This is a genomic window from uncultured Bacteroides sp., from assembly GCF_910578895.1.
GTDB lineage: Bacteria > Bacteroidota > Bacteroidia > Bacteroidales > Bacteroidaceae > Bacteroides.
In genome coordinates this window covers 1-20,907 of record NZ_CAJTSC010000052.1, presented here as the reverse complement: position 1 = coordinate 20,907, position 20,907 = coordinate 1, and the positions used below count along the sequence as shown (strand labels likewise).

Sequence of the window (20,907 nt, the reverse complement as noted above, 5' to 3'; positions counted from 1 at the left end):
ATATAATACACGTACATGTACGCTCAAAACATTTCTGCAATAATCTTTCCTTTACTAATTTAATAATATAGTATATATGACTAATATAGAAGAATTTGTAATACGAAAGGTAAAGGCAATGAGGATGGAAAGAAAGTGGTCACAAGTAGAATTGGCAGACTACATGAATCTTTCTCCAAGTTTTATTGCAGATATTGAGAATCCTAAACGGAGAGCGAAATATAATCTCAATCATTTAAATGAGTTGGCTAAAGTTTTTAGTTGCTCTCCTAAAGATTTTTTGCCTGATGCACCATTAAGAAATGAAAAATAGGGATTGGCTAGTTTTCTAATTTATATTCACAAATCTTGGAAGTGAATATTATATTTGTTGTTAAGTTGCTGATTATTAGATGGAAATAGTTTTTGTTTCATGGCGATAGATATATATGCTTTCACTCTTATGTCTTTTGCCATGTTTTTGAATATTGTTTTTATATGCGGAAGTGCGGAGGTGCGGAGTGAAATATAGTAATTGCTATTTCTGATTCCGCACTCCGCATATCCGAAGTTAATGTTTAATTTTCGCTATATTGTTTTTTTGAACTACTTTTTTTAAAAAGATTTTTCTCTGTATTTGAATTAGTTACCCTAGAAAATAGCCGTTGGCAGGGGTGGTTGTTATACCCTTCTGATAAGAGGTCTGTCCAATCTATTGCTTTTCCGTCTTTTTCAAATCTGATAAGGCTGTTTAAAGTGTAACCAAAAAGTTTTGCTAGGAATTTTTCATCAGCTAAAGAATAAAATGATAATTCATACCTGGTTTTCGCTATATAATCTTTGATTTCTTCATTGTTGAGATGGACTTCTAAACGATGCAATTTTGAAGGATTGTTATAGTAGTTATTTATGTATGTTTTATCCGAACTATTGATGATTTCAGCTTTTTTGTTGTATGCTATAAGGGTGCTACCTTTGCTCTTATCTTTTATAGCTTTTTTCTGTTTAATGTTGACGGTTAAGTATTTATCTTTATCCATATTCCCACTGAAAGTATATGTGATTTCGGGGCGGTCTTCTTTGCGATTGGTGATTCTTTTTCCGTTCAGAAGCGTTGTTATTTGTGGGTTTCGGATAAGTTTTCGTATCAGTCGGGCTATGTCGTTTGACATATCAAGACATAGGTCTAGGGTTGTTATATTATGTAATTCTAAGCCTAAATTGTTTTCAATAAAATCTAAATAGTATATCTCATCGCTGTATAACACACGATTGGAAATACTAATCCATGCTTTTTTATATCCGTTTTGGTGGGTATTGCTTTCTTCTTGATTGTCATTGATGCCTAAACGTAGTTCTCCAAACAATTTATCTTTTCCCATGTCATTATAACGTATTTCATAAACAAATTTGAAGTGCTTTCCTTCTATTCGTCTTAGGTAGAAATACAGAAAATCAATTTCTTCTCCAATTTCTTTGTCTTTTATGATGTTGATATTGTTGGGTTCTGTCACTTCGTAACAGAGCCTCAACGCATCTATATTTAAACCGTATATTTTATTCATGTTCTTCATTCTTATTTTCATTATTATTAGGTTGGTTGGGTACTGTTGCCCAATACTTTTTCAGTCCGTTAGATATAGCTTGGGTGTGAGTGGCTGATTTTGTTCTGCCTCTTAGACTTTGGCTAATCTTTTGTTTTGTTGTATCATTCAATTGTCGATACTGTCTTTTGTAGTTGTTATTATCCATAGTTTATTTGTTTTATACATATAAATATGTGGTTTAGTAGGAAAGTAAAGTCTAATAGGCTGAATTTTCAAAAAATATCTGGAAAATTTTTGATGGATGGCTAACAGCTAGGTCTTTATCATACCTACTAAAATAGTACTTTTTGAGTCTCGGATTACGGTGTTAAATTATTGTATGTTAATTTATTATATCCATATTATATAGGTGTGCTGATATTTTTATCCTTATTACTGTACTTGCTAAATACTCTCTATAATTTTACTAATTTGTGGCGTTGATTGCAGATAATCTACTATTTCTAGAAAATCATTCCAAAGGTTCAATATTTCATCCGTTAAGGGTACGTTTTTTATGTAATACCCTACAAGCTAAAAGTTTGTAGGGTATTGCTGTTTTTAACAGGCTAATTGATTTTATCGTTTGATTGTTTGAGTTTTTAAACTTGTTTTTTTTCATTAATTTCCTCGAAGGAGCTTCATGTAATTCAATCATTGGATATTTAAATAAAGATATCTTTATCTCTTTTCATATCTGTTTTTGTATAATTTTTCATAGGGCAAAGATGTTTGTTTTTTAACGAAGAGAGAGGGGAAGAACAGTTGTAAGGTGTCAGTCTTGTATCAATAATGCTTCTTAAACTATCAATACGTTCTCATTCTATATTTTATAGCTAAAATTGATACAATTTTACAAAGAAATGAGAGGATTTATAAAATTATATAGCTAATTATTCCCTTATCTTTGGAAACAGAAAGGCCTTTTGTTTATCTAATAATAATTAATCTAATTAAATGATGAAGGACATTTATCATTCTTTTCTTCCAAGCACAAAGTATAAACGCTTTTGTAGTTTGCTTATATGTGCGACTATTGTTCAAGGAACATTGCAAGCCACTGTTACGACGAACACTTCTCCTCTGTATAATACAGAAATAAAGGCTCCTGCTCCTATAAAGGTGACAGGACGAGTTATTGACGAAATGGGAGAGCCTCTTCCCGGTGTTACAATTGTGATTCAAGGCACCCCCCGGGGTGTAACAACTGATGTTGATGGTACTTTTTCTATTGATGTAGAGACAGGTGCCAAGTTAGAAGTATCCTATATAGGTATGGAAACACAAGTGGTAACAATAAAAGGGAATAAACCGCTCACAATTACCTTATCACAAAAAGTAGATGAATTGGATGAGGTGACTGTTGTCGCTTTTGCCAAACAGAAGAAAGAAAGCGTGTTGGCATCCGTTTCAACTGTGAAACCTGCAGAGTTGAAAACGCCGGCAAGCAATCTTACAGCAGCTTTGTCAGGACGCGTTGCCGGTCTGATTTCCTATCAGCGTAGTGGTGAGCCGGGTGCTGATAATGCAGACTTCTTCGTACGTGGCGTCACTACATTCGGTTACAAGACAGATCCGTTAATTTTGATTGACGGTGTAGAAATGACTTCCAGTGACCTTTCTCGTCTACAGGTAGATGACATTGCCAGTTTCTCTATTATGAAAGATGCTACAGCTACAGCACTTTATGGTTCGCGTGGTGCCAACGGTGTAATTTTGGTAAATACCAAAGGTGGTACTGAAGGTCCGGCAAAAATATCCGCTCGTGTAGTAGTGACTCATTCGTCTCCTACAAAAACCGCTGAATGGGCGGATCCTATTACTTATATGAATATGCATAATGAAGCATCTTTGTATGACGGTAATGGGTTGATACATAGCCAACAAAAAATAGCCAATACGATGGCGGGACTAAATCCTAATGTATTTCCCGCTGTAGATTGGTATAATGAATTATTCAAGAAATCCACTGTCAATTATAGCGCAAACATGAATGTTCAGGGTGGTACGAATATTGCCAAATATTACATCGCCGGAACTTATTCCAGTGATTCGGGTAATTTGAGATCCGCTAAACAGAACAATTTCAATAATAATATCAAACTTAACCGTTATTTGTTGCGTGCTAATGTAGATGTTAATGTTTCCAAGACCACCAAGGCTACAGTACGTCTGCATGGAACTATGGATGATTATTCAGGTCCTATCAATACAGGTAAGGAGATTTACAAGATGATTACTCAAACCTCTCCGGTACTTTATCCTCCTTATTATCAGCCGGACAAAATTAATGAAACAACTCCTTATTTGCTTTATGGTAACTATGATACCGGTAATTATTTAAATCCTTATGCCGAAATGACACGTGGTTATAGAGATACCAGTACTTCGTTAATGATGGCACAGGTAGAATTGAATCAGGATTTGAAATTTATTACAAAAGGATTGAAGGGGCGTTTTATGTTTAATACCAATCGTCGTTCGGAGTATTCTGTACAACGTTCGTATGTTCCGTTCTATTACTCTATGGGTAGTTACGATGCGTTAAATGATACGTATGTACTGAGTCCCCTGAATCCGGAAGATGGTACTGATTATTTATCACCGACGATAAAAACACGAGACGTTGTTGTCAATACATATTTGGAAGGAGCAGTCAATTATGACCGTACTTTCAATGAAAAACATGCTGTCAGTGGATTGATGGTATTTACCATGCGTAATGAATTGACCTCCAAAGATGTTAAAGATGGGGATGTTCAGTCGTCTCTTCCTCTTCGTAACATGAGCCTTTCCGGACGTTTCACCTATGCTTATGATGACCGTTATTTCTTGGAAGCCAATTTCGGTTATAATGGTTCGGAACGTTTTGCAGACAAAGAACGTTGGGGTTTTTTCCCTTCTGTAGGTATGGGTTACCTGATGTCCAACGAACCGTTTTGGAATGCGGATTTAAAGAAGGTAATCAGTAAGTTGAAATTCAAGGCTACTTATGGTCTGGTGGGTAATGATGCAATTGGTAGTTCCAGCGACCGTTTTTATTATTTGTCTGTAGTGGATTTGAAGGATTCGGATAAGGGTTATACTTGGGGTACCTTGAGTGATCATAATAGTGTAAATGGTGTGTCTATCAGCCGTTATGCCAATCCGAATGTGACTTGGGAAATTTCTAAAAAGACTAATATAGGTATTGAATTGGGATTATTTGACAAATTGGAATTGCAAGTAGATATTTTCCGTGATGACCGTTCAAAGATTTTAATGGAACGAGCCAATCTTCCCACTTCATTAGGCTTGGAAGCCAAACCTAAGTCTAACGTAGGTGAGGCTCGTAGCCAGGGTATAGATTTTTCTCTTGACTATAACCAGTCCATCAATAAGGATTTATGGATGTCCGGACGTCTGAACTTTACTTATGGCCGTGGAAAATATAAGGTTTATGAAGAGCCCGACTACAGCACCACTCCCTGGCGTTCACGTGTCGGACAATCGGTGAAACAGGCATGGGGATATGTAGCAGAACGTCTGTTTATTGATGAGGCAGACATTGCCAACTCGCCCAAACAAACATTTGGCACCTATAAACCGGGAGATATTAAATATAAGGATATCAATGGTGACGGGCAGATTACCGATGCAGACCAAGTACCTATCGGATATCCTACCTCTCCGGAAATAAACTATGGTTTTGGTTATTCCATGGGATGGAAAGGTTTTGATTTCTCTTTCTTCTTCAATGGTTTGGCTCGTGAGTCTTTCTGGTTCGACTATAATGCAATCACTCCATTCTATAATTCCGGAGGTATCAATAAAACAATCGCCGTAAACCAATTGCTGACTGTTATCTCAGACAACCACTGGTCTGTAAACAATCGCGACCCGTATGCTTTTTGGCCTCGTCTTTCTACACTCGAAAACAAAAATAACAGTCAGAGAAGTACATGGTTTATGCGTGACGGTTCATTTCTTCGTCTGAAACAAATTGATTTCGGTTATACTTTACCTCGAAGGTTTATTAAAAAAATAGGATTCAGTTCGATCCGTGTTTATTATTCAGGAGTTAATCTGCTTTGTTTCAGTAAATTTAAACTATGGGATCCGGAATTGGCAGGCAATGGATTTAACTATCCTCTCCAACGTACACATTCTGTGGGTATAAACTTCTCTCTCTAATACAATGAATTTTATGAAAATAAAAAATCTGATTATTTTAGCTTTGTTGGGAACAACAACATCTTGTAATTATTTGGATGTAGTTCCTGAAAAGGTGGGAACCATCGAATATGCGTTCCGCGATAAGCTCAGCGCTGAAAAGTACTTAGCTACATGTTATTCCTATTTACCCTATTTGGGGCATGAAACAAAATCTATCGGACGTTCTTGTGGAACGGAAGTAACGACTTATTTTCGCAATCGTGAGGATGGTGTAAAAATCACTTTGGAAGGTAATAGTGTCTCCAGTCCTAAACTGGCAGAGTGGGACAATATGTACAAAGCTATCCGTGCATGTAATACTTTCCTTGAAAATGCCCATCTGATTCGGGATTTGAACGGTTCAGAACTTAATCGTTGGATGGCTGAGGTGAAATTCTTGAAAGCATACTATCATTGGTATTTAATCCAGCATTACGGACCTGTCATATTGCAGAAAGAAAACCTCTCTATGGATGCCTCTCCTGAAATGGTACTCCAATTCCGTTCCCCAATAAATGAATGTATCGACTACGTACTACAATTGTTGGACGAGGCTGTTTATGGTGAAGCGGTGGAAGATCTTGATTTAGACATAGTGGAACCTCCATTGCCGTTGACTCCCGATGACGCTTTCCAAAACGGACGTATCACCTTACCTATTGCTGCAGCCATACGTGCCAAAATTATGGTACATATTGCAAGTCCGTTCTATGCAGAAAACACCATGTACGAAAACTTTGTGGATTCCCGTGGTATAAAGCTTTTCCCTGCTTGCTCGGAAGAGGAAAGGAAGAAACGTTGGGAGGATGCTACCAAAGCCTGTAAGGAAGCTATTGACATCTGCCATGAAGCAGGTCATAAATTATTCGATTACAATCCGGAATTGACCATCATACCCAATATTTCAGAGGAAATGCGTCTTATTTTGCAGACTTCTACGATTATAACGGAGGAAGAGAACAATAAGGAAATTATTTGGGCAGATCCCAAAAACAGTACGAATAATGTTCAAACTTATGCCATGCCTGCTATTACATTACCCATTCGTGCCCGTAACCCGAGAGGACAGTTGACGCCCACTTTGGCTACTGCGGAAAATTTTTATACTGAGAAAGGGGTACCTATCGAAGAGGATATCGAATGGGACCAAAATGGTTGGTATAGTAATCGTTATTTAACTACTACGGTTCCGGAAGGAGACTATTTGGAAATGGAACCGGGCATGACCGTACCTTATTTGCATTTGCATCGTGAACCGCGTTTTTATGGTAGTATGGGTTTCAATGGTGGCAAATGGTTTGGTTTAGGTAGTCAAGTTACTGCTCCTGCCGGAGAATGTGCCGAGAACTATCAATACACACTACACTGTTTATCTACTCCTGACGACTTGGCGAGTAATCCTGCAGGACGTAGTGGGGAACAATATTATTCTGTAACCGGCTACTTCACGAAGAAACTTATCAATTATAAAACCGCTCTTAATACAGCTCAAACCGGTTGGTCAATATCCGGTTATCAATGGCCCAATATGCGTTTGGCAGACCTTTATTTATTATATGCTGAGGCTTTAAATGAGACTATGGATCAACCGACAGCTGATATCTGGGAGAATTGGATTGATCCAATCCGTGAACGTGCAGGTTTGGAAGGCGTAGCGGATAGCTGGACAAAATATTCAACAAAACCGGATAAATTCATGACCAAAAACGGTTTGCGTGATATTATTCATCAGGAACGTTGTATTGAGTTGGCGCTGGAGGGACATTATTATTACGACATGCGGCGTTGGAGTGGCGGTTCACGAGTAGATCGCTATGACATCATGCAAGAAATGAATAAGCCTATTAAAGGATGGAACTGTGACGGAGCCGACAATGTGTCTTATTATACGGTTCGTACCGTTTATAACGTTTCCTTCTCCTTACGTGATTATTTATGGCCCATCAAAGAGGGTGATATCAATGTCAATCCGAATTTGACTCAGAATCCTGGCTATTAAAATTTTAAAATTGTAGAAAGATGAAAAAACATATATTATTTTTAGGGTTGGTACTTGCCTTTATGACTTCATGCAATGAGGAAAGTGTCGGACAATATCCAACTGACAATATCGCTCCGGGTCCTGTGACTAATGTCACCACTAAAGAAGCATTCGGTGGCGGTGTGACTTTGGCTTACACAATTCCCGATGATCCCGACTTAATGGGGGTAATGGCCAAATATACGTTAGACACTGGTAAAGAAATGTCGGTAATGGTATCCGGATATGCCCGTGAAATTACTCTGGAGGGATTTGCCTTGGGAATTGAACATTCGGCTGTATTGTATGCCATAGATAAAAGTCAAAACTTATCCGAACCGACAACCGTAAAATTCACACCAAAACGTGCACCTATTTTTGATGTATACGAGACTTTGAACATTACGAGTGATTTTGGTGGTGCCAAACTGACTTGGCAGAATCCGGAAATGAAGGACATCATCGTTTCTGTCTCTACTCCGATTACCGAAGGAAGTGACGTATTGGAAGATGTGCAGAATTTCTATTCCTCCGGAGTTGACGGTTCGGCAGCTGTACGCGGTTTCGATGCAGAACCTGTCACTTTCTTTGTAACCATCTCCGATCAATATGGTAATAAGACAGACGCATTGTCACAGGAGTGTCTCCCTCTTTATGAAGAAAGAATTGACGGGAACACATATTGGAATAAATGGAATGGTGACCCGAATATCCCATATAGGGAATATTCAAAGAGTTATCCGATTACAAAATTATGGGATGGTATTAATATGGCTGCAAAAGGGGCCAGCAACAACTTCTTCCATACTCCGGGTGGTGACCCATTCCCCGTACGTTTTACATTTGATATGAGACAGGTATATACATTGAGTCGTATGAAAGTCTATCAACGTGGTAATGGTTGGGCCTATGAACACGGTAACCCGAAACGGTTCGAGGTATATGGTTCGAAGAGCCGAAATGTGTCCATGACGGCAACAAATCCTGATGACCAATGGATTTTCTTGGGGTATTTCGAATCATATAAGCCTTCCGGGCTTCCTTTAGAGCAGGCTTCTCCAGAGGATGAATTGCGTGGTCCGGGTGGTGAGGAATTCACATTCCCTGTAGAACTTGCTACGGATGTACGTTACATTCGTTTCGATATTCTTGAAACTTGGGGCGGTACGGAAATGATTCATATTTCCGAGTTGGAAATGTGGGGGCAACCCGAAGGATACAATGGGGGAAACGGTGAAGAGAGTGCAGAATAAGCCAAACTAATTAAAAGTAAGACATTATGAAAAAATGGTATATTAAGATGTTGATGTTTGTCCTCTCGGGAGTGGCTGTTGTCGCTTGTTCGGACATGAACGACCTGCATGACCAATATCTGCAACAAGGAGAAACAATTTATTCGGCGAAATTTGATTCCATAAAAATCTTTTCCGGACGATATCGGGTACGTGTAGACTATTGGGTGACAGACCCTAAAGTAGCTAAGTGCCAAATATCCTGGAATATGGGTAAAGAATCTAAAGTAGTGGATATAACCAACACAACCGGCGAAACTCCCAATTCTTTCTTTATAGAAGATTTGGAAGAGACAACCTTCAGTTTTGACTTCAATACTTGTACTGCAGATTTGGAGTATCCTTCATTGAAAACAAGTGTTAGTGCTACGGTTTATGGAGACAAATATGTATCTACATTGCTAAACACAAACGTCAGTTCCTACAGTTTTAATCCGATAGAACAGGCATTGACCCTGTATTGGACCAGTAACTATGAAGGAGCCGTAGCCTATATACTTAAATATATTGACGTGAATGATGAAGAACGTGAGATAAGGGCAGAAGTAAATAAGGAAAAAAAGGCAGTATTGCCTGATTTTCCTGAATTCGGTTCTTTCACGTACGCCACGATCTATCTTCCCGCAGAAGGTGCTATTGATGAATTTATTATTCCATTCAGCGAACCGTTCAATACGGCAGCGGAAGGTGAGAAACCTTGGGTTCTGACAGCAAACATGACAGTACCCCAAGAGGCTGCTGCATGGACCACTTGGCAAGATGCGGATACTTACATGAAACAGTTTAAATATGACTATGTTGAACATCCGGAAGGAGATAATGTAAGTAAAAATAGTCCCGGTGATATCGGTACACATATCGAATTTGTGAACGATGCAGCCAGAGGTAAGTATGTATATAAACTTACAGCACATGCGGAAGCCAACGATGACGGAAGCATCAAGTGTCTGGACGATGCTATGAAAGCGGGTAACAATGAAGACCGCCAAGTCAATCAGTTCAGTCCGCAAACCGGTGCCGGTAACCATGACGTTTGTGGCAACTATGGTGAAACGGTGATTTATGATTGGTACATGAAGATACCGGCGGATTTCAAGCCCATCAATGAGCGTTGTCATCTTTTCTATCTCATTCCTAAAGAAGACGGTGGAGAGAGAAAAGGCAATCCTGTGATTGCTCTCAATGCTAATGGAGATGATAAGGATGGAAAGAATGCCTGTTTCCAGATTATACATAACGGTAATTTCAAAGCAAACGGAAACAATGCAAAGTTGGTGGACAAATTGAATATGGATGATTTCAGAAATGAATGGGTACATGTTACTGTTGAAGTTCTTTATTCTTACCAAGGTACATTGAAAGTCAAAATGGAACGTGTGAGCGACGGTAAGGTTATCGTAAATGAAACAAAGACCAATGTTGAATTGTGGCGTGAGAACTGCATCGATATGCGTGCCTACTTCGGTATCCGCAGATGGTTCAAAGGTAAAATAAAAGATAACTTTAAAGGTATGTTCCCGACTTCCGGCATTGAAACGGTATCTGTATATCTGGATGATATAAGAATTTTTGAGAAAAACCAGAACAATGACAGTCCGGTTGCGGTAAATCCTTAGTAAATTCGTAGAACGAAATTTGAAGAGTGTCAAATGGCAGATAAAAAGAATAATGTTATCGATTTTGACACTCTTCTTTTTTTAATACCTTGCATGATATTTTGTATAACCATGAAAAACAAGATAACGTATGGGAAATTGGTATAACAAGTTGTTGATAACCTGGATTGCCGGATGTTTGGTACTGGCTTGTTCCGACTCGAAGAGCGAGCCGGAAGAACCGGTTACTCCCCCGCAAGAGGAGGAAAAAGCCAGTCTGGAGAAGTTCGATAACATTAAGGTGTATCCCGGAAATGAACGGATAAAGGTAGAGTATAAGTATTCCGATTCACGTGCTAAACAATGTGAAGTAAGTTGGACTGTAGGAAGCGAAAAGAAGTCTGCTGTGGTTGCTATGACTGTTTCACAAGAAGAAAAGCCCAATGAATTCTACATCGATAACCTGGAAGAAGGTACACTGACTTTCAGTTTTGTCGCTTACTCTGAAGATAAAAAAATGAATTCCCCTAAATGGATAGGATCGCCTGTCAGCATTTACGGTGAAAAATATAGAGCTGCATTGAAAAATCCCGGTATCACGGTTATTGATTGGAGTCCGGAAGACTATGTGTTACGTTTTAAATGGGCTGATAATTATAAGGATGCAAAATACAGTTCTTTGAAATACACTGACGTAAACGGTGAATCCAAAGAAATAACCTTGGATTTCGAAAAAGACAAAGAAATGACTTTACAGTTATTCCCTGAAAACGGAACGATGGAAATAACGACTGTCTATTTGCCCAATGGTGCTGTTGATGAAGTCAGTGCACAAACATCAAAGATTACCGTAAAGACCGATAAAGAGGAAGTAAATGCTTGGAAATTGCAAGCGGAAATGCAAGCTGCCGCTTCTTTGGTAGGATGGCAGGCGGTGGATGCATATATGAAAAAATATGATTTCGAATATACTGAACATCCCAATAACGGCGGAGGGAAAGACCATAATGACGATACACATATTGAGGTCGTAGAAGACAAAGGATTGGGACAATGGGTATTCAAATTCAATGTTCATGCTTCAAGTGATGCAGACGGCAATATCCTTGTGTTGGATGGTGACCGTGGCAAAATAGACGACCGTATGCGTAACGAGATGAAATCGCGGACAGGAAGTGGAAAATACCACATGAACGGCAATTGGGAAGAGTGGCAAAAGATAGAGTGGAAATTTAAAATACCTAAAGGTTTCCGCCCTACAAAAGGTTTTACTCATATCCATCAGTTGAAAGCGCAAGAAGGAAACAATGGTAGTCCTTTGATAACCATTACCTTGCGCGCCGATGATGCAAATGGTAAGAATTCTCGTGTAGAAGTCGGACACAATGGCGATAACAGCAGTACCAACAAAGGGTATTTCATCAACAAATTGCCTCTAAGCGATTTTGAAGACGAATGGATACAGGTTACATCTGAAATATATTACACACATAATGGTTCGTATTACATCAAAATGACACGTATCAGAGACGGCAAGGTACTCGCGGAAAAAACGATGTCCAATATTGATATGTGGCGTAAGGGGGCAACTAATATACGAAATAAATTCGGGATTTACCGTAATTACGGGGGTGGCCATCTTGAGACAGACTATGGAGGAAAATTCCCTCCCACTGGTTTGAAGGATGAGTCTTTGTATTTAGCAGATTTCAAGATTTACGAAAAGAATACAAACGCTAATCCACAACCTCATGACTGAAGAAACCGGAAATAGTGATATTTCTTATTGGTGAAATTAGACTTAAAGAAAGGTCGTTCCTGTGAAGAAACGACCTTTTGTGTCTGTAATTGTTCCGAAACAACTATTTCTCATCATTCTTCCGGATTTCCACCCGGCGTATTTTACCGCTGATGGTCTTGGGAAGTTCGTCTACAAATTCTATGACGCGAGGATATTTGTAGGGTGCGGTCACCTTCTTTACATGGTTCTGCAACTCCTTGACCAATTCCTCGCCGGCGCGCTCCTTATACTCTTTGGACAATACGATGGTGGCTTTCACCACTTGTCCACGGATTTCATCCGGAACTCCGGTAATGGCGCATTCTATTACTGCCGGGTGGGTCATCAGCGCGCTTTCCACCTCGAACGGACCGATGCGGTAACCGCTGCTTTTGATAACATCATCGGCACGTCCTACAAACCATAGATAACCGTCCTCGTCCTTCCAGGCAACGTCACCGGTATAGTAAACGTTGTCGTGCCAGGCTTCACGGGTGCGGTTGGCATCCCGATAATATTCCTTGAATAGACCGAGCGGTTTTCCTTTGTCGGTACGGATTACAATCTGTCCTTGTTCGCCGGCCTCTACGGAACGACCGTCATAGTCTATCAGGTCTACGTTGTATTGCGGGTTGGGCAATCCCATGCTGCCCGGTTTGGGTTGCATCCACGGCATGGTGGCAACGGTAAGGGTTGTTTCGGTCTGCCCGAAACCCTCCATCAGTTTGATGCCTGTCAGTTTCTTGAACGTATCGAATACGGCGGGGTTCAACGCTTCTCCAGCAATGGTGCAATATTGCAGCGAAGAGAGATTGTACTTCGTCAAATCTTCGTGGATTAAGAAGCGGAAGATGGTAGGCGGAGCGCAAAGTGAGGTGACATGATAGTCCTGTATCTTTGTCAATATGTCGGCGGGAGTGAATTTCTCATGGTCGTAAACAAAGATATTGGCACCGGCTATCCATTGTCCGTACAGCTTGCCCCATACGGCTTTACCCCAGCCCGTGTCGGCAATGGTGAGGTGAAGGCTGTTTTCGTGCAGATTATGCCAGAAACTTCCGGTAACGATGTGTCCCAACGGGTAAGTGAAGTCATGGGCCACCATTTTCGGTTCGCCGGTAGTGCCGCTGGTGAAGTACATCAGAGAGATATCATCGTTGCTGTTGGCATGTTCCGGTCTTGTGAAAGGGGCGGCATTTGCCATGCCTTTGTGGAAGTCTTCAAAACCGTCGGCTATCTCCGGACCCACACTGACCAGTTTCTTCACGCTCGGAGAGTCCGGCATGGCGGCGGTGATATGGTCGGTAATGACGCTTTCGCCTGCACAGACAATCATCTTGATGTCGGCGGCGTTGCAGCGATAAACGATATCTTTCTTGGTGAGCAAGTGTGTGGCGGGGATGACAACGGCACCCAGTTTATGCAGTGCGATGATACTGAACCAGAATTCGTAACGGCGCTTCAGGATGAGCATCACCATGTCGCCGTGTCCGATGCCGAGACTTTGGAAATAGGAAGCCGTCATGTCCGTATACCGTTTCATGTCGGCAAATGAGAACTGGATTTGTTCTCCTTTGTCGTTTGTCCAAAGCAGTGCGGGTTTGTCGGGTTGTTCGGCGGCCCAGGCATCCACTATGTCATAGCCGAAGTTGAAGTTCTCCGGTACGTTAATCTTGAAGTTCTTGATAAAGTCCTCTTGCGATGCAAAGGACGTTTGCGATAAAAATCTTTCTACCATAACTCTTTTAAATGAAGAATTTAGAATGAGGAATTGCCATACGGTGCGGTTGGGGCGATGTAACGCAATTCTTCATTTTCCATTTCTTTGTTGTTTACATGATTACGGCAAGGAAACGCACTTGCTTTCCGTCCAGTGCTTTCATGCCGTGCGGCAGTTTGGAGTTGAAGTACAGGCTGTCTCCTTCGTTTAAAATCAACTCTTTGCCATCGATGCTCAGCAGCATGCGACCTTCCAGGACGAGGTTGAATTCCTGTCCGGAATGGCTGTTGTAGTGTATCGGCTCATTCGCCGGTTTCGGTTCTACGGTGACGATGAACGGGTCGGCGTCGCGGTTCATGAAACCGGCTGCCAGCGACTGGTATTTGTAGGCTTTTGTACGTTCGATGCTGGTGCCCTTTCCTGCACGGGTCAGGAAGTAACTGCTCATTTTCGGCTCTTCGCCGAACATCAGAGCGTCCAGTTCAATGCCGTAATGGCGGGCTATCTTTTGCAGCATACTGACGGATATGTCGACTTCTCCGGTTTCTGCAAGGCGGTATTCCTCTACCGGAATGTCGCAGTCGCGGGCGATGTCTCCGCTTGTCAACTCCAATACCTCGCGCAATCCGCGCAAGCGTTCGGCTATTTGTTTAATCTGTTCGTCCATGAGGCTCTTGTTAAGTGGATTAGTATTGTTGTTATTTACTTGCTTTGATGGCATTGATAACGGCTGAAGAGAATCCTTGATGTTCCAGTTCGTTGATGCCTTTGATGGTAATTCCGCCGGGAGTGCATACTTTGTCAATCTCTATGCCGGGATGCGTATCGTTGTTCAGTATCAGTTCGGCGGCACCTTTTACCGATTGGGCTATCATGCGCATTCCGTCTTTGGGGTAGATGCCCAGCTCTATTCCCGCCTGCATGGCTGCCTGGATATATTTCAACACGTAGGCAATGCCGCAGGATGTCATGGCAGTGGCTGCCGCGATTTTTTCTTCGGGAACCAGCATGGCAAGCCCCATTTGGTTGAAGATATCGAGCAGCAGCTGTTCCTGTTCCTTGCTTGCATTCCGGCTCGAGATAATTGTCATGCTCTCCATTTCGCTGATTGCGGTATTGGGGATAAGGCGGAACATGGTCATTCCCTTGTCTGCCACATAGTGTGCCAATTCTTCAAAAGGCACGCCCGCAGCTACGGAGATAAGTATCTGTTTGCTTTTCAGTTTCAGTTCGCTTACCACAGGTTTTATCAGCCACGGTTTTACGGCAAGTATGATAAGCCCGGCACCGTCGACGGCTTCCTGGTTGTCGCGTGTGGTCTGTAAAGCGGGAAACTCAGCCTTCAGTGCATCCAGTTTGCTTTGCGTGGGATTGGAAACGATGATGTCATTGGCAGGGATGACGGTTCCTTTAGCCAAACCCCGGGCGATGGCTCCGCCCATGTTTCCTGCACCAATAATCGCTGTTCTCATATCGTCTTGTAATTTAAAATGTTGTCCTTTGGCAAAGGTAAAGATTTTCTATAAAAGAACGACCGAAACAGGAAGGTATTCTTCTTTCGGTCGTCTCTTTTATCGGCTGATTATTTATCGGTTGTCAAAGCACTTTCTTGAAACGTTCAAGAAAGAGGTTCGCCTCGTCCATGCTGAGGCACAGAGGCGGCAACAGGCGAATGACGTTCGTGCCGCTGACCCCGGTAAATACATGCTGCTCTTTCAGGAGTTTCAGGCGCAGTTCTTTGATGGGCTGTTCAAATTCGATGCCAATCATCAAGCCGCGTCCGCGCACCTCTTTGATTTGCGGGAATTTCTTCAGTTCCTCCAGCAGGTATGTGCCCACGTTGGCTGCGTTTTCCACAAGCCCTTCCTGTTCGATGACATCCAGTACGGCAAGCGCGGCGCTGCAAGCCAGGTGGTTGCCGCCGAACGTAGTCCCGAGTTGTCCGTATATGGGAGTGAACATCGGGCTGATAAGCACGCCTCCCATCGGGAAACCGTTGCCTATGCCTTTTGCCACGGTGATGATGTCGGCTTTGATGCCGCTGTATTGGTGTGCGAAGAACTTGCCGCTACGTCCGTAGCCGCTCTGGATCTCATCCAAGACCAGTATGGTGTTGTATTTCGTGCAAGTCTCGCGCAAGGCATGCATGAAATCGTCGGACGGCAACTGTATGCCGCCCACTCCCTGGATGCCTTCGATGATTACCGCACAGACATCCCCCTTTGCCAGTTCGGCTTTCATTGCCTCCGTGTCATTCAGCGGCAGATAAGTCACATGTCCGCAGTCGTTGATGGGGGCGATGATTTTGGGGTTGTCGGTCATTTCCACTGCCAGCGAGGTACGTCCGTGGAAAGCTTTGGAGAAAGAAACCACACGGGTGCGCCCGTTGTGGAAAGAGGCAAGTTTCAGCGCATTCTCGTTGGCTTCGGCGCCGCTGTTGATGAGGAACAGCGAGTAGTCGTCATAGCCGCACGCCTTGCCCAGCCGTTCCGCCAGTTGTTGTTGCAGTTTGTTGATAACGGAGTTGGAATAAAACCCGAGTGTCGCTACTTGCCTGCCGATTGCCTCTGCATAATGCGGATGTGCATGCCCGATAGAGATTACTGCATGCCCGCCATAGAGGTCGAGGTATTCCGTACCTTTATCGTCCCATACGTGGCAGCCTTTTCCTTTGACAATGTTGATGTCAAAAAGGGGATATACATCGAATAAGTTCATGGTTTTAATGAAGGATTAGGAATGAAGAATGAAGAATCTCCGGATGGCGGATGCAAGCGGGGATTCTTCTGTTCTGCATTCGTGTTGTTTTTTTTACTGTTTTGATTGAGGAGGCATGCCGTTAAAATGCGCTCGGTTTCAGCCGGAGCCCTACAGTCTCTTCCAGGTTGAACATCAGGTTCATGTTGTGTACCGCCTGGCCGCTGGCGCCCTTCAGCAGGTTGTCTATGCAAGAGATAATAAGCAACTTGTCGCCATGCTTCTCCAAGTGGATAAGGCATTTGTTGGTGTTTACCACCTGCTTCAGGTCGATGTTCTTATTGACGATATGCGTAAAGGAATCTTTGGCATAATACTCCTCGTACATACGTACAATCTCTTCCAGCGCCACTTTGGTCTTTAGTACGATTGTGGTAAAGATGCCGCGGGGGAAATCGCCACGATAGGGGATGAAGTCAATGTCCGCATCAAAGCTGTTCTGGAGTTGCTTGAGCGACTGTTTGATTTCGGGCACGTGCTGGTGCTCGAAGGCTTTGTACACGCTCATGTTGTTGTTGCGCCAGCTGAAGTGGCTGGTGGCTCCCGGTTTCACGCCTGCGCCGGTGCTACCGGTGATGGCGTTTACCATGATGTCGCCGTTCAGCATCAGATGCTTGGCAAGCGGAAGCAGCCCCAGTTGGATGCAGGTGGCGAAGCATCCGGGGTTGGCTACATGTTTTGCCGTGCAGGTTGCCCTGCGGTTCAGTTCGGGAAGGCCGTAAATGAAGTCATGGTCGTCGCTTTTGATGCGATAGTCCATGGAGAGGTCGATTATCTTCAAATCTTCCGGCACGTTATGGCTTTCCATGAATTTCCTGGTATCGCCGTGTGCCGTACAGAAGAACAGCACGTCGATCTTGTCCAACGGAAGTTCGTCGGTGAATACCAAGTCCGTCTCTCCGTACAACCCTTCATGTACGTCGGCAATCTTGTTGCCGGCATTGCTCGAACTGTTGATGAATACGATTTCCGCTTCGGGATGATTCAGCAACAGACGTATCAGTTCGCCCGCCGTGTATCCGGCTCCGCCGATGATTCCTACTTTAATCATATTGCAGTTTCTTTTCTATGAATCAAATGTTTTCTTTCTCTTCCCGGTGGTTGGCATAATAAGCGCGCAGGGCGGTGCTGGTCACTTTGATGAAGCCTTTGGCATCCTCTGCGGTCCAGCCTTTCTGCATTTCGCCGTATTCGCCGAATTTGTTCTTCACAAGGTCGTCCTCGCTTTCTACGCCTACGGTAAAGAATGAGAGCGGGCGAAGCTCAAGGATGGCAGTACCGTTGACGTTGCGTTGCGAAGATTCCAGCATGGCTTCGATGTCGCGCATCACCGGTTCCAGGTATTGGCTTTCGTGCAGGAACATGCCATACCAGTTCGCCACCTGGTCTTTCCAATACTGTTGCCATTTGCTCAACGTGTATTTCTCCAGGAACTTGTGCGCGCCGATAATCAGCATGGGAGCGGCAGCCTCGAAACCTACGCGGCCCTTGATGCCGATAATCGTGTCGCCCACGTGCATGTCGCGTCCGATGCCGTAAGCCGCACCGATTTCCTCTACTTTCTGGATAGCCTTGACAGGATCGTCGAACTTCTCGCCGTTGACAGCCTTCAGTTCTCCTTTTTCGAACGTCAGGCGCAACTGTTCGCTGCCCTCTTTGGTGCAGTGCTTCAGGTAAGCGCTTTCGGGAAGCCCTTGTGCGGAGTCCAAAATCTCGCCACCGCAAATGGAAGTGCCCCACAGTCCTACGTTATAGGAATATTTCAGTTTGGTGAAGTCGGCTGCGAAACCGTGTTTGTTCAGGTAGTCTATCTCTTCCTGGCGGCTCAGTGCCATGTCGCGCGTCAGCGTGATGATTTCCACGCCCGGCGCCATGACAAGGAACGTCATGTCGAAACGGATTTGGTCGTTGCCTGCCCCCGTCGAGCCGTGGGCGATGGCATCCGCGCCGATTTCATTGGCATAGCGGGCGATGGCAAGCGCCTGGAATATACGTTCGGAACTCACGGAGATAGGATACGTGCCGTTGCGCAGCACATTGCCGTACACCATGTATTTCAGGCTCTTCTCATAATATTCCTGCGTCACGTCCAGCGTGATATATTTTACGGCACCCAGCTTGTAGGCGTTCTCTTCGTTTGTCTTCAGCTGCTCCGGGCTGAAACCGCCGGTGTTGGCGCAAGCCGCATAAACTTCGTATCCTTTCTCCTTGGCAAGATACATCACCGTGAACGAGGTGTCCAGACCGCCACTGAATGCTACTACTACTTTTTTCTTCTTTTCCATAAGGGTTATGAATCTTGAATTTTGAATTATGAATTATGGGTTGAGGTTCACAACGGCCCCGGTCAGTCCATCCATAATTCCAAATTCATAATTTATAATTAATTTATATTTTATCCTCTTCGTGCAGCTCCGGGTCGTAAAGCATCGCCGTGCAGATGCAGAACTTCCGGTTCTTGGCTACCAGTATGTCATGGTTGATACAGCCCTCGCATCCTTTCCAGAAAGCCTCGTCGTCTGTCAGTTCATTGAAGGTCACCGGCACGTAGCCCAGTTCGGTATTCATCTTCATGACAGCCGCTCCGCTGGTCAGGCTGAAAATCTTGGCTTTGGGCCAACGCAGGCGTGCCAGGCGGAAAGAAGCCGTCTTGATGCGCTTTGCCAGTCCCAGGCCGCGGAAGTCGGGATGCACGATAAGTCCCGATGTAGCCACATACTGCTTGTTCCCCCAGCTCTCTATGTAGGTGAATCCCGCAAACTCTTCTCCGCATAGGGCTATGATGGCTTTTCCCTCTTTCATTTTCGTTGCCACATATTCATGCGTGCGCTCTGCGATGCCCGTTCCGCGTACTTTGGCAGCCTCCCGGATGGTATCCAAAATCTTATCCACGTAAACTTCATGTGAGGCATCAGCCACCATCACATCAATCTGTTTCGAATCCATTTCTTTTGTCTCGTTATATTATGGTTATACTGATTTACTTCATGTTAGGGATAATTTGCGACAGGAATTCACGCACCTCGTCATGGGATGCGGACTCTTGCAGCACCATCATGATAGTGTCGTCTCCGGCTATGGTGCCCAATACGGCGGGACATTCGCGGTTGTCGATGTCGTAAGCCATGCTGCTGGCATAGCCCGGACGGGTACGGATGACTGCGATGTTTCCGGAGAAATGGAGTGAGACAAAGCCGCTGTTCATCAGCATCTCGCTGGCACTTTGGCCGTTGCTGCGTTTGTACATGATGTTGTTGGGCAGGACATATACATATTTCCCGTTTATATTGGCTGCTTTCGCCACTTTCAGCTGTTTCAAGTCGCGCGACAAGGTGGCTTGCGTCAGTTCAAACCCCTCTTTACCCAAAGACTGCAACAGCTCTTCCTGAGAACTGATTTCCTTGCTCGAAATTATCATCTTGATAGCATCTAACCGATTGGCTTTCTTTTTCATGTTTTTGTATAATTATTCTTAGAATGGCGCAAAAATAGGGAATATTTTGGAAAGAATATGCAAGAATAGCGTTTTTTTTATCCTTTATATGCAATTAATGCAGATGCCGCACAAGGGAGTCGGGGGCGGGCACGCCTTTGACTCCCTTTAACCCCTTTGGCTCCTTCGGCATAGTCTTTCGGCCGTTCTTTCTGAGGAAAAACCGGACAGGCTCTTCGTTTTGTCTTTTTGTCATTCCGCCCACATCTGTTGACAATCTGTATTTCCCGTTGCCGCAGAATCGTTTTTTTCCGTCCTTGCGTACTGCCGATGGGAAAAAACGGAACGGAATGCGCCCATCTTTCCGACAATCAGCGCAATAGCGAAATGTTTACAAACCAACTGGAAGGGAAAAATGCCGGAAATGTCGCGTGCGGGCATCCCGTTTGCCGGAAAACGGTATCTTTTTCGAGCGGCATTGACATGGTTCGCGATAGACATTAATGCCTGTCGCGAGAGACATTAATGTCTATCGCGAGCGATGTTAATGC

16 protein-coding genes are annotated in these 20,907 nt (G+C 43.5%); 6 read left to right on the top strand and 10 right to left on the bottom strand.

Annotated features, from left to right (window positions below):
- The first annotated feature begins 76 nt into the window (after positions 1 to 76).
- Positions 77 to 313 carry a helix-turn-helix transcriptional regulator gene (locus tag QZ327_RS11800; protein WP_294619519.1) on the top strand — a complete coding sequence of 79 codons (237 nt, stop codon included), beginning with the start codon at positions 77 to 79 and terminating at the stop codon, positions 311 to 313.
- Between the two features lie 244 nt (positions 314 to 557).
- On the opposite strand, the gene QZ327_RS11795 is transcribed toward QZ327_RS11800, so the two are convergent.
- Positions 558 to 1,544, bottom strand: coding sequence for a hypothetical protein (locus QZ327_RS11795; RefSeq protein ID WP_172681598.1), 987 nt, complete (start codon positions 1,542 to 1,544; stop codon positions 558 to 560).
- Positions 1,537 to 1,731: a hypothetical protein gene (locus tag QZ327_RS11790; RefSeq protein ID WP_007848218.1), complete on the bottom strand. Its 195-nt coding sequence runs from the start codon at positions 1,729 to 1,731 to the stop codon at positions 1,537 to 1,539. The genes QZ327_RS11795 and QZ327_RS11790 overlap by 8 nt, the downstream gene beginning before the upstream one ends.
- Before the next feature lie 851 nt (positions 1,732 to 2,582).
- On the opposite strand from QZ327_RS11790, the gene QZ327_RS11785 reads away from it, so the two are divergent.
- From QZ327_RS11785 to QZ327_RS11765, 5 genes are all read left to right on the top strand, one after another.
- On the top strand, positions 2,583 to 5,738 hold the full coding sequence (locus tag QZ327_RS11785; RefSeq protein WP_294619515.1) for a TonB-dependent receptor: 3,156 nt from the start codon (positions 2,583 to 2,585) through the stop codon (positions 5,736 to 5,738).
- Positions 5,739 to 5,751: 13 nt separating this feature from the next.
- Positions 5,752 to 7,758, top strand: coding sequence for a RagB/SusD family nutrient uptake outer membrane protein (locus tag QZ327_RS11780; protein WP_294619513.1), 2,007 nt, complete (start codon positions 5,752 to 5,754; stop codon positions 7,756 to 7,758).
- Positions 7,759 to 7,778: 20 nt separating this feature from the next.
- Complete coding sequence (locus QZ327_RS11775; protein WP_294619510.1) at positions 7,779 to 9,032, top strand: DUF5000 domain-containing lipoprotein; 1,254 nt, start codon at positions 7,779 to 7,781, stop codon at positions 9,030 to 9,032.
- A gap of 26 nt (positions 9,033 to 9,058) precedes the next feature.
- Entirely contained in the window at positions 9,059 to 10,687 is a 1,629-nt protein-coding gene (locus QZ327_RS11770; RefSeq protein ID WP_294619508.1) for a DUF4998 domain-containing protein, read from the top strand.
- Between the two features lie 130 nt (positions 10,688 to 10,817).
- Positions 10,818 to 12,425 (top strand): DUF4998 domain-containing protein, encoded by a 1,608-nt coding sequence (locus QZ327_RS11765; RefSeq protein WP_294619506.1) that lies wholly within the window; start codon positions 10,818 to 10,820, stop codon positions 12,423 to 12,425.
- A 103-nt stretch (positions 12,426 to 12,528) separates the two neighbouring features.
- Here QZ327_RS11765 and QZ327_RS11760 read toward each other — a convergent pair whose 3' ends face one another.
- The 8 genes from QZ327_RS11760 to argR all read right to left on the bottom strand — a co-directional run bounded on the left by QZ327_RS11760 (position 12,529) and on the right by argR (position 20,377).
- Positions 12,529 to 14,184, bottom strand: a complete 1,656-nt coding sequence (locus tag QZ327_RS11760; RefSeq protein ID WP_294619505.1) for an AMP-binding protein — start codon at positions 14,182 to 14,184, stop codon at positions 12,529 to 12,531.
- A 94-nt stretch (positions 14,185 to 14,278) separates the two neighbouring features.
- Positions 14,279 to 14,833 carry a cupin domain-containing protein gene (locus tag QZ327_RS11755; protein WP_294619502.1) on the bottom strand — a complete coding sequence of 185 codons (555 nt, stop codon included), beginning with the start codon at positions 14,831 to 14,833 and terminating at the stop codon, positions 14,279 to 14,281.
- A gap of 31 nt (positions 14,834 to 14,864) precedes the next feature.
- Positions 14,865 to 15,638, bottom strand: coding sequence for a pyrroline-5-carboxylate reductase (gene proC / locus QZ327_RS11750; RefSeq protein ID WP_294619501.1), 774 nt, complete (start codon positions 15,636 to 15,638; stop codon positions 14,865 to 14,867).
- Between the two features lie 124 nt (positions 15,639 to 15,762).
- On the bottom strand, positions 15,763 to 16,884 hold the full coding sequence (locus tag QZ327_RS11745; protein WP_294619499.1) for an aspartate aminotransferase family protein: 1,122 nt from the start codon (positions 16,882 to 16,884) through the stop codon (positions 15,763 to 15,765).
- A 121-nt stretch (positions 16,885 to 17,005) separates the two neighbouring features.
- Positions 17,006 to 17,974, bottom strand: a complete 969-nt coding sequence (gene argC / locus QZ327_RS11740) for an N-acetyl-gamma-glutamyl-phosphate reductase (protein WP_294619497.1) — start codon at positions 17,972 to 17,974, stop codon at positions 17,006 to 17,008.
- Positions 17,975 to 17,996: 22 nt separating this feature from the next.
- Positions 17,997 to 19,208 carry an argininosuccinate synthase domain-containing protein gene (locus QZ327_RS11735; RefSeq protein ID WP_294619495.1) on the bottom strand — a complete coding sequence of 404 codons (1,212 nt, stop codon included), beginning with the start codon at positions 19,206 to 19,208 and terminating at the stop codon, positions 17,997 to 17,999.
- A 103-nt stretch (positions 19,209 to 19,311) separates the two neighbouring features.
- Complete coding sequence (locus tag QZ327_RS11730; protein ID WP_294619493.1) at positions 19,312 to 19,869, bottom strand: GNAT family N-acetyltransferase; 558 nt, start codon at positions 19,867 to 19,869, stop codon at positions 19,312 to 19,314.
- 34 nt (positions 19,870 to 19,903) lie between these two features.
- Positions 19,904 to 20,377, bottom strand: a complete 474-nt coding sequence (argR, locus tag QZ327_RS11725) for an arginine repressor (protein ID WP_294619491.1) — start codon at positions 20,375 to 20,377, stop codon at positions 19,904 to 19,906.
- Between the last annotated feature and the right edge of the window lie 530 nt (positions 20,378 to 20,907).

Bases quoted from the DNA above. Each gene is read 5' to 3' on its own strand.
- QZ327_RS11755 (WP_294619502.1), bottom strand. From the start codon at position 14,833: ATGGACGAACAGATTAAACAAATAGCCGAACGCTTGCGCGGATTGCGC.
- QZ327_RS11760 (WP_294619505.1), bottom strand. From the start codon at position 14,184: ATGGTAGAAAGATTTTTATCGCAAACGTCCTTTGCATCGCAAGAGGAC.
- QZ327_RS11795 (WP_172681598.1), bottom strand. From the start codon at position 1,544: ATGAATAAAATATACGGTTTAAATATAGATGCGTTGAGGCTCTGTTAC.
- QZ327_RS11745 (WP_294619499.1), bottom strand. From the start codon at position 16,884: ATGAACTTATTCGATGTATATCCCCTTTTTGACATCAACATTGTCAAA.
- QZ327_RS11730 (WP_294619493.1), bottom strand. From the start codon at position 19,869: ATGGATTCGAAACAGATTGATGTGATGGTGGCTGATGCCTCACATGAA.
- QZ327_RS11780 (WP_294619513.1), top strand. From the start codon at position 5,752: ATGAAAATAAAAAATCTGATTATTTTAGCTTTGTTGGGAACAACAACA.
- argR (WP_294619491.1), bottom strand. From the start codon at position 20,377: ATGAAAAAGAAAGCCAATCGGTTAGATGCTATCAAGATGATAATTTCG.
- QZ327_RS11770 (WP_294619508.1), top strand. From the start codon at position 9,059: ATGAAAAAATGGTATATTAAGATGTTGATGTTTGTCCTCTCGGGAGTG.
- argC (WP_294619497.1), bottom strand. From the start codon at position 17,974: ATGATTAAAGTAGGAATCATCGGCGGAGCCGGATACACGGCGGGCGAA.
- QZ327_RS11735 (WP_294619495.1), bottom strand. From the start codon at position 19,208: ATGGAAAAGAAGAAAAAAGTAGTAGTAGCATTCAGTGGCGGTCTGGAC.
- proC (WP_294619501.1), bottom strand. From the start codon at position 15,638: ATGAGAACAGCGATTATTGGTGCAGGAAACATGGGCGGAGCCATCGCC.
- QZ327_RS11775 (WP_294619510.1), top strand. From the start codon at position 7,779: ATGAAAAAACATATATTATTTTTAGGGTTGGTACTTGCCTTTATGACT.
- QZ327_RS11800 (WP_294619519.1), top strand. From the start codon at position 77: ATGACTAATATAGAAGAATTTGTAATACGAAAGGTAAAGGCAATGAGG.
- QZ327_RS11765 (WP_294619506.1), top strand. From the start codon at position 10,818: ATGGGAAATTGGTATAACAAGTTGTTGATAACCTGGATTGCCGGATGT.
- QZ327_RS11790 (WP_007848218.1), bottom strand. From the start codon at position 1,731: ATGGATAATAACAACTACAAAAGACAGTATCGACAATTGAATGATACA.